Annotated in this window: 5 protein-coding genes, 1 tRNA gene and 1 pseudogene; 4 read left to right on the top strand and 3 right to left on the bottom strand. The window is 61.4% G+C overall.

Annotated elements, in window-relative coordinates; all coding sequences use genetic code 11:
- Together recJ and WBF74_RS11580 are read left to right on the top strand one after the other, a co-directional pair.
- A partial coding sequence (gene recJ, locus WBF74_RS11585; protein ID WP_424439857.1) for a single-stranded-DNA-specific exonuclease RecJ occupies window positions 1-1,690 on the top strand: 1,690 nt, incomplete at its 5' end.
- A 114-nt stretch (window positions 1,691-1,804) separates the two neighbouring features.
- Window positions 1,805-1,879, top strand: a tRNA-Glu gene (locus WBF74_RS11580).
- Between the two features lie 54 nt (window positions 1,880-1,933).
- Here WBF74_RS11580 and WBF74_RS11575 read toward each other — a convergent pair.
- Window positions 1,934-2,353, bottom strand: a complete 420-nt coding sequence (locus tag WBF74_RS11575) for a VOC family protein (RefSeq protein WP_424439854.1) — start codon at window positions 2,351-2,353, stop codon at window positions 1,934-1,936.
- 78 nt (window positions 2,354-2,431) lie between these two features.
- Here WBF74_RS11575 and WBF74_RS11570 point away from each other — a divergent pair, with 78 nt between their 5' ends.
- The gene (locus WBF74_RS11570; protein ID WP_424439851.1) at window positions 2,432-3,172 is read left to right on the top strand and encodes an SIR2 family NAD-dependent protein deacylase; all 741 of its coding nucleotides are present in this window, start codon (window positions 2,432-2,434) and stop codon (window positions 3,170-3,172) included.
- A gap of 10 nt (window positions 3,173-3,182) precedes the next feature.
- A complete protein-coding gene (locus WBF74_RS11565) occupies window positions 3,183-4,625 on the top strand; it encodes an alpha-amylase family glycosyl hydrolase (protein WP_424439848.1) in 1,443 nt (480 codons plus the stop codon).
- Window positions 4,626-4,799: 174 nt separating this feature from the next.
- On the opposite strand, the gene WBF74_RS11560 is transcribed toward WBF74_RS11565, so the two are convergent.
- The gene (locus WBF74_RS11560) at window positions 4,800-5,447 is read right to left on the bottom strand and encodes an SRPBCC family protein (RefSeq protein ID WP_424439845.1); all 648 of its coding nucleotides are present in this window, start codon (window positions 5,445-5,447) and stop codon (window positions 4,800-4,802) included.
- 31 nt (window positions 5,448-5,478) lie between these two features.
- Window positions 5,479-5,985: pseudogene (locus WBF74_RS11555) on the bottom strand (Na(+)/H(+) antiporter subunit D); the annotation flags it as partial.

Genomic DNA, 5,985 nt, shown 5'->3' with positions numbered 1-5,985 from the left:
GATCGTTGCGCGGGTTCTTGCGGGGCGCGGCGTTGCGCCGGAAGACTGCGCGGCCTATCTCGCCCCCTCGCTCAGAACCCTGCTGCCCGACCCGAGCACGCTTGCTGATATGGACAAGGCAGCGGTGCGGGTGGCGGATGCCATCATTGCGGGCGAGAAGATTGCCGTCTTTGGCGATTATGATGTTGATGGCGCGACCTCGAGCGCGTTGCTTCACCGCTTTTTCAGGGAGGTGGGGCGCGAGCTTCGCATCTATATTCCCGATCGCATCAGGGAAGGGTACGGACCCAACGCGCCTGCGCTCAAGCGGCTGAAGGATGAGGGTATCGACCTCGTCATCACGGTTGATTGCGGCACCATGGCGCACAAGGCGCTGGGGATCGCGGCGGATTATGGCCTTCCTTCCATCGTGATCGATCACCATCAGGCAGAGCCTGCGCTGCCGCCCGCCTTCGCGCTCGTCAATCCGAACCGGCTTGATGATGATAGCGGGCTTGGCCAGCTTGCCGCTGTGGGAGTGACCTTCGTTTTTCTTGTCGCGCTCAACAGGGCGCTTCGTGACCGCGGCTTTTATGGCGCTGATCGCGCGGAGCCGAACCTGATGCAATGGCTCGATCTCGTGGCACTGGGGACGGTGTGCGACGTGGTGCCGCTCCAGGGGCTCAATCGCGCGTTTGTGGCGCAGGGGCTGCGTGTCATGGCGCGGCGGGGGAATGTGGGGCTCAGCGCGCTTGCCGAGGTTGCGCGCATGAATGGTGCGCCTGCGCCCTATCATTGCGGTTTTCTTCTCGGTCCGCGCGTCAATGCGGGCGGACGTGTCGGACGCGCCGATCTCGGCGTGCGTCTGCTCACCACGGAAAATGAACTCGAGGCGCACGCGCTTGCCGAAGAGCTGAATGTGATGAATGCCGAGCGGCAGGCAATCGAGGCGCAGGTTCTGGAACAGGCACTGGCGCAGGTCGATGAGCGGCTGTCCGCTTCACGCGCAAACACGCCGCCGCCGCTGATCATTGCGAGCGGCAGGGGCTGGCATCCGGGTGTCATCGGCATTGTGGCGAGCCGTCTCAAGGATCGGTATGAGCGGCCAAGCCTTGTCATCGCGCTGGATGAGAAAGGCGAAGGCAAGGGTTCGGGGCGTTCGCTCACCGGTGTGGATCTCGGCCGTGCGGTCACGGCGGCGCTGGAGGCGGGGCTTCTCATCAATGGCGGCGGGCACGCCATGGCAGCGGGGCTTACGCTGCGCGAAGAAAAGATCGAGGCGCTGGATGCTTTCCTCTCAAAGCGCCTTGCGGATGATGTTGCCATTGCTTCCGAAGCGCGGGTGCTGAAACTGGACGGGGCGATTGCCGCGCGTGGTGCCACGCGCGATCTTTATGACCTGGTGCAACAGGCGGGGCCTTACGGGGCGGGTAATCCGGAGCCGCGCTTTGCCGTGCCTTCGGTTCGTGTCGTGCGAGCCGATATTGTCGGTAATGCGCATGTGCGCTGCATCCTTGCGGGGGAGGATGGCGAGCGGCTGAAGGGCATTGCCTTCCGCGCAGCCGAATCGCCGGTGGGTGCCGTTCTGCTGGATAAGGGGGCGGGGCTGCTTCATATAGCAGGCCGTCTTTCCGCAGATGACTGGCAGGGACGGCGCGAAGTGCAGCTTACAATCGAGGATGCCGTGCCTACGCGGGACGCGCAGCCGTGAAAAGGCGGGAATCCGCCGGTTTTCGTGTGGGCGGGGCTTGCCACAAACGGATTGTCCGCTTATAAGGCCGCCGTGAGCGGGTTTCCCCGCTGGGCCTTGCGCCCCACGAAATGTGCGCCCTTCGTCTATCGGTTAGGACGCCAGATTTTCATTCTGGAAAGAGGGGTTCGATTCCCCTAGGGCGTACCATTTCCTTCATGTCGGCTGCCGCGCGCGGCGGGCACGCAGCAGCCTCCACATCCTTCACCAATGGCCAATATTCGGCATGGAAGCCCATGGTTCCTGTGCGGGCAGGGGCGCGCCTGCCTGCAGCAACTCGATGGAGATGTTGTCGGGCGAGCGGACAAAGGCCATGCGTCCGTCGCGCGGCGGACGATTGATGGTGACGCCCGCTTTCATGAGCCGGTCGCATGTCTCGTAGATATTTTCGACCTCATAGGCGAGATGGCCGAAATTGCGGCCTTCGCCCAGTTCTTCCGGGTCCCAGTTCCAGGTGAGTTCCACCTGCGCTTCTTTCTGGCCGGGCGCTGCGAGGAACACGAGGCTGAAGCGGCCTGCCTCGATGTCGAAGCGACCGAGATTTTCGAGGCCGAGCTTGTTGCAATAAAAGTCGAGCGATTTGTCGAGGTCGCTGACACGCACCATTGTGTGCAGATACTTCATCACTGATCCTTGATGTATGCGGTGTTTGCCGCATGATTCCCCATCCGGGGCGCCGGGTCAAAGAAGGGCGGAGAAAGAATGTCGAAGGAGTTGAAACGGGCCATTGAGGAAGCCTATCGCGTGGTGGTGTTCACCGGCGCGGGCATCAGCACGGAAAGCGGCATTCCCGATTTCCGCAGCCCAGGCGGACTCTGGACGAAAATGGCGCCGATAGACTTTCAGGATTTTGTCCGTTCTCCCGATATTCGCGCGGAAGCGTGGCGGCGAAAATTCGAGATCGACAGGACGATTGCGCAGGCAGAACCCAACAAGGGCCACATGGCCATTGCGAAGCTGGTGGATGAGGGGAAGGTCTCTCACGTCATCACGCAAAATATCGACAATCTGCATCAGAACTCCGGCATTCCTGCTGAGAAAATCATAGAGCTGCATGGCAATGGCACCTATGCGAAGTGTCTTGATTGCGGTGAGCGGCACGAGCTTTCCTGGGTGCGGGAAATGTTCGAGACGTCCGGCCTCGCGCCGGACTGCCGCTCCTGCGGCGGCATCGTAAAGTCGGCGACGATTTCCTTCGGGCAGGCCATGCCAGAAGAAGAGATGAACCGTGCGCATGAGGCGACGCTTGGTTGCGACCTTTTTCTCGCCATTGGTTCGTCGTTGCAGGTCTATCCGGCGGCAGGTTTTCCCATTCTCGCAAAGCGGAACGGCGCGATGCTCGTGATCCTCAATCGCGAACCGACGGAACTCGACCAGATCGCCGATCTGGTCATCCATGACGAGATTGGTGCGACGCTCGCTCCGATCGCAATGTTGAACTAGGAGGGTGCAGGTGGCAGGGGGAAAGGTCGAGTGGTGGAAGGGCGCGGTTGTCTATCAGATCTATCCGCGCAGCTTTCGCGATACGAATGGCGACGGCATTGGCGATCTGAAGGGCATTGAAGAAAAACTCGATCATGTCGCCTCGCTCGGCGCGGATGCCATCTGGCTGTCGCCGTTCTATCCGTCACCCAACAAGGATTTCGGCTACGACGTTTCCGACTATTGCGATGTCGCACCGGAGATGGGAACGCTGGCGGATTTCGACCGGCTTGTGGCCGAAATTCACAAGCGCGGGCTGAAGCTCATCGTCGATCAGGTGCTGGCGCATACATCCGAGCAGCATCCGTGGTTTCAGGAGAGCCAGCTCTCTGCCGATAATCCGAAGGCGGACTGGTATGTCTGGGCGGATGCAAAGGAAGACGGCACAGTGCCGAATAACTGGCTGTCTGCCTTTGGTGGCCCGGCCTGGTCATGGAACCCGATCAGGCGCCAGTACTATCACCACAAGTTTTTGAAGAGCCAGCCGAAGCTCAACTTCCACAATGAAGAAGTGGTAGAAGCCTGCATGAATGTGCTGCGCTTCTGGCTGGATCGCGGCGTGGACGGGTTCCGGCTCGATGTTGCCAATGCCTATCTGCATGATGCCGAGCTGAAGGACAATCCGCCGCAGCCGCGCGACAGACGCACCTTCATGGACTGGGCTCATGCGCCGCGCCTGCAGCAGCACATCCATGATGCGAACCGGCCAGAAAACGAATGGGCGATGAAGCGGGTGCGCGCCGTCATGGAAGAGTATGATGCGCGGCTCGCCTTTGGTGAGTTTTCGGAGCGGCCGGAAATGCTTGGCCTTTATGCGGGCGGACTGGAGCGGCTGCATACGGGCTATACATTCGACTTCATTGAGGACTGGAGTTTCGAGCCGCCGGTCTTCCGCGCCTATTATGAAAAGCTGCTGGCACCGCTGGATGATCTCTTTCCCTGCGTGACCTTTTCAAACCACGACGTGCCGCGCCCCGTGACACGCTGGGGCGGCGGGCAGGGCGATGATGCGCTGGCGAAAGTTGCACTGACGCTGCTGCTTGCGCTGAAGGGTAATGTGCTGATGTTTCAGGGCGAGGAACTCGGCCTTCCGGAAGTTGACCTTGAGCGGCATCACATCAAGGATCCGGTGGGCGATCTCTATTTTCCCTGGGTGAAAGGGCGCGATGGCTGCCGCACGCCGATACCCTGGGAGTGCGCGCCGCAGGGCGCAGGCTTCACCAGTGGCGAGCCGTGGCTACCGATCCCCGGCTATCACAAGGTGCGGGCCGTGGATGTTCAGGAGGCGGATGAAAATTCGGTTCTTGCCCATGCGCGCCGCATGATCTCGCTGCGCAAGGCGCATCCGGCTTTGCGGCTCGGTGATATTCGCTTCCTCGATGCGGAAGGAAAAGTGCTTGCCTTCGCGCGCTAAGGTGAGGATCGGCTCGTCTGCGTCTTCAATCTCGGAAGAGACGCGGCGTCGTTCACGCTGCCCGAAGGTGCAGGTAAGGCGATTTTTGAGTTGGGTGAGGTGCGGCGCGAGGGTGCGGTGCTCTCGCTCGGGCCGCGAGGGGCTGCATTCTTTCCTGCCTGAGGCGGGGGTCTCTCAGAAGCCGACAAGCCAGAGAAGCAGGATGAGGGCGAGGATCAGCAACGGTCCCCAGAGCCAGGGGGAGAGGCTGAAACCTGCTTCTTCATCCGGCAAAAGCGGGACGCCTGTTGGTGAAATGGGATCGCTGTCAGGGGATTTGACGGGGATGCCGCCGCTCATCTCCTCGACGATTTCGGGCAGCTCTGCGTCTGTGCCAGTACCCGCGCTGGTAACGAGCTGCGCGATATTTGCGAAGAAGGCTTCGGTCTTGGCCGTTGTCGCATCTTCGATTGGGCGCTGACCGATCTGCGCGAGCTTGCCGCCCATCTGCGCTTCGATGCTATAGGAAAGCAGCGTTCCCTCGGGGATTTCCTTGAGAGTGATCCGGGCCGTGCCTCTGGCGAAGCCCGCCGGGCCGCCATCGGTTTCGACATTCACTGTCCAGCCATCTGGCGCATCGATGTCTGTGAACCTCACCTTGCCGAGGAATCGGCCGCTGACGGGACCGGCTGCGGCGCTTGCCGTTACCTCGAACTCGGTATCGGCGGTCTGTACGACAGATTCCGCGCCCGGAATGGCTTGACGGAGAACATCCGGGTCATTCAGGGCCGTCCAGACTTCTTCTCGTGACGCCTGAATCTTCCGTTCGCCGGATATTTCCATCGGAGAGCCTCCCGCTCTGTCTGCCCGCCTCTTAAATGTAGGTCAGCACGAGGGTCATTCCTAGCAGAACCGCAATCCACAGCACCATGGAGCCGGTGGGCCAGGTGCGGGCCAGCGGGCCGAGAGGCCCGTGGGCGCGGTAAATGCCGGAAAGCAGGTTCGCCACGCGCCTTTCCGTGAGGCGCACGCCAAAGTGCCATGTGCCGCCGATGACGTGGCTCAGAAGGCGCAGGATGGCAGGCGCGAGGCGGCGATAGGTCCAGTCGAAATCGAGCAGGATGCCGCGCTGCGGGGGCGCCAGCAGGTCGCGCTTCACCATGAGCGCGAAGCCGAGCGCCACGAAGGCGAGGAGTTGCACCTGCGTGATGATATGCGCCGTGGTGTAAGGCTCATAGGTGAGTTCATAGGGCAGCAGATCGTAAAGTGCTGCGGGATAAAGCCCGATGCCGACGCAAAGAAGCGCGGTGAGCGCCATGGCGATGAGCATGCCGGGCGGCGCTTCCTTCGGGCGGAGACTGCTATTCGCGCCGAAAAAGGC

It is taken from the genome of Parvibaculum sp., assembly GCF_049672805.1.
Classification (GTDB): Bacteria; Pseudomonadota; Alphaproteobacteria; order Parvibaculales; family Parvibaculaceae; genus Parvibaculum.
The sequence above is the reverse complement of the archived record's forward strand: the minus strand, read 5'-3'. Positions and strand labels throughout refer to the sequence as shown.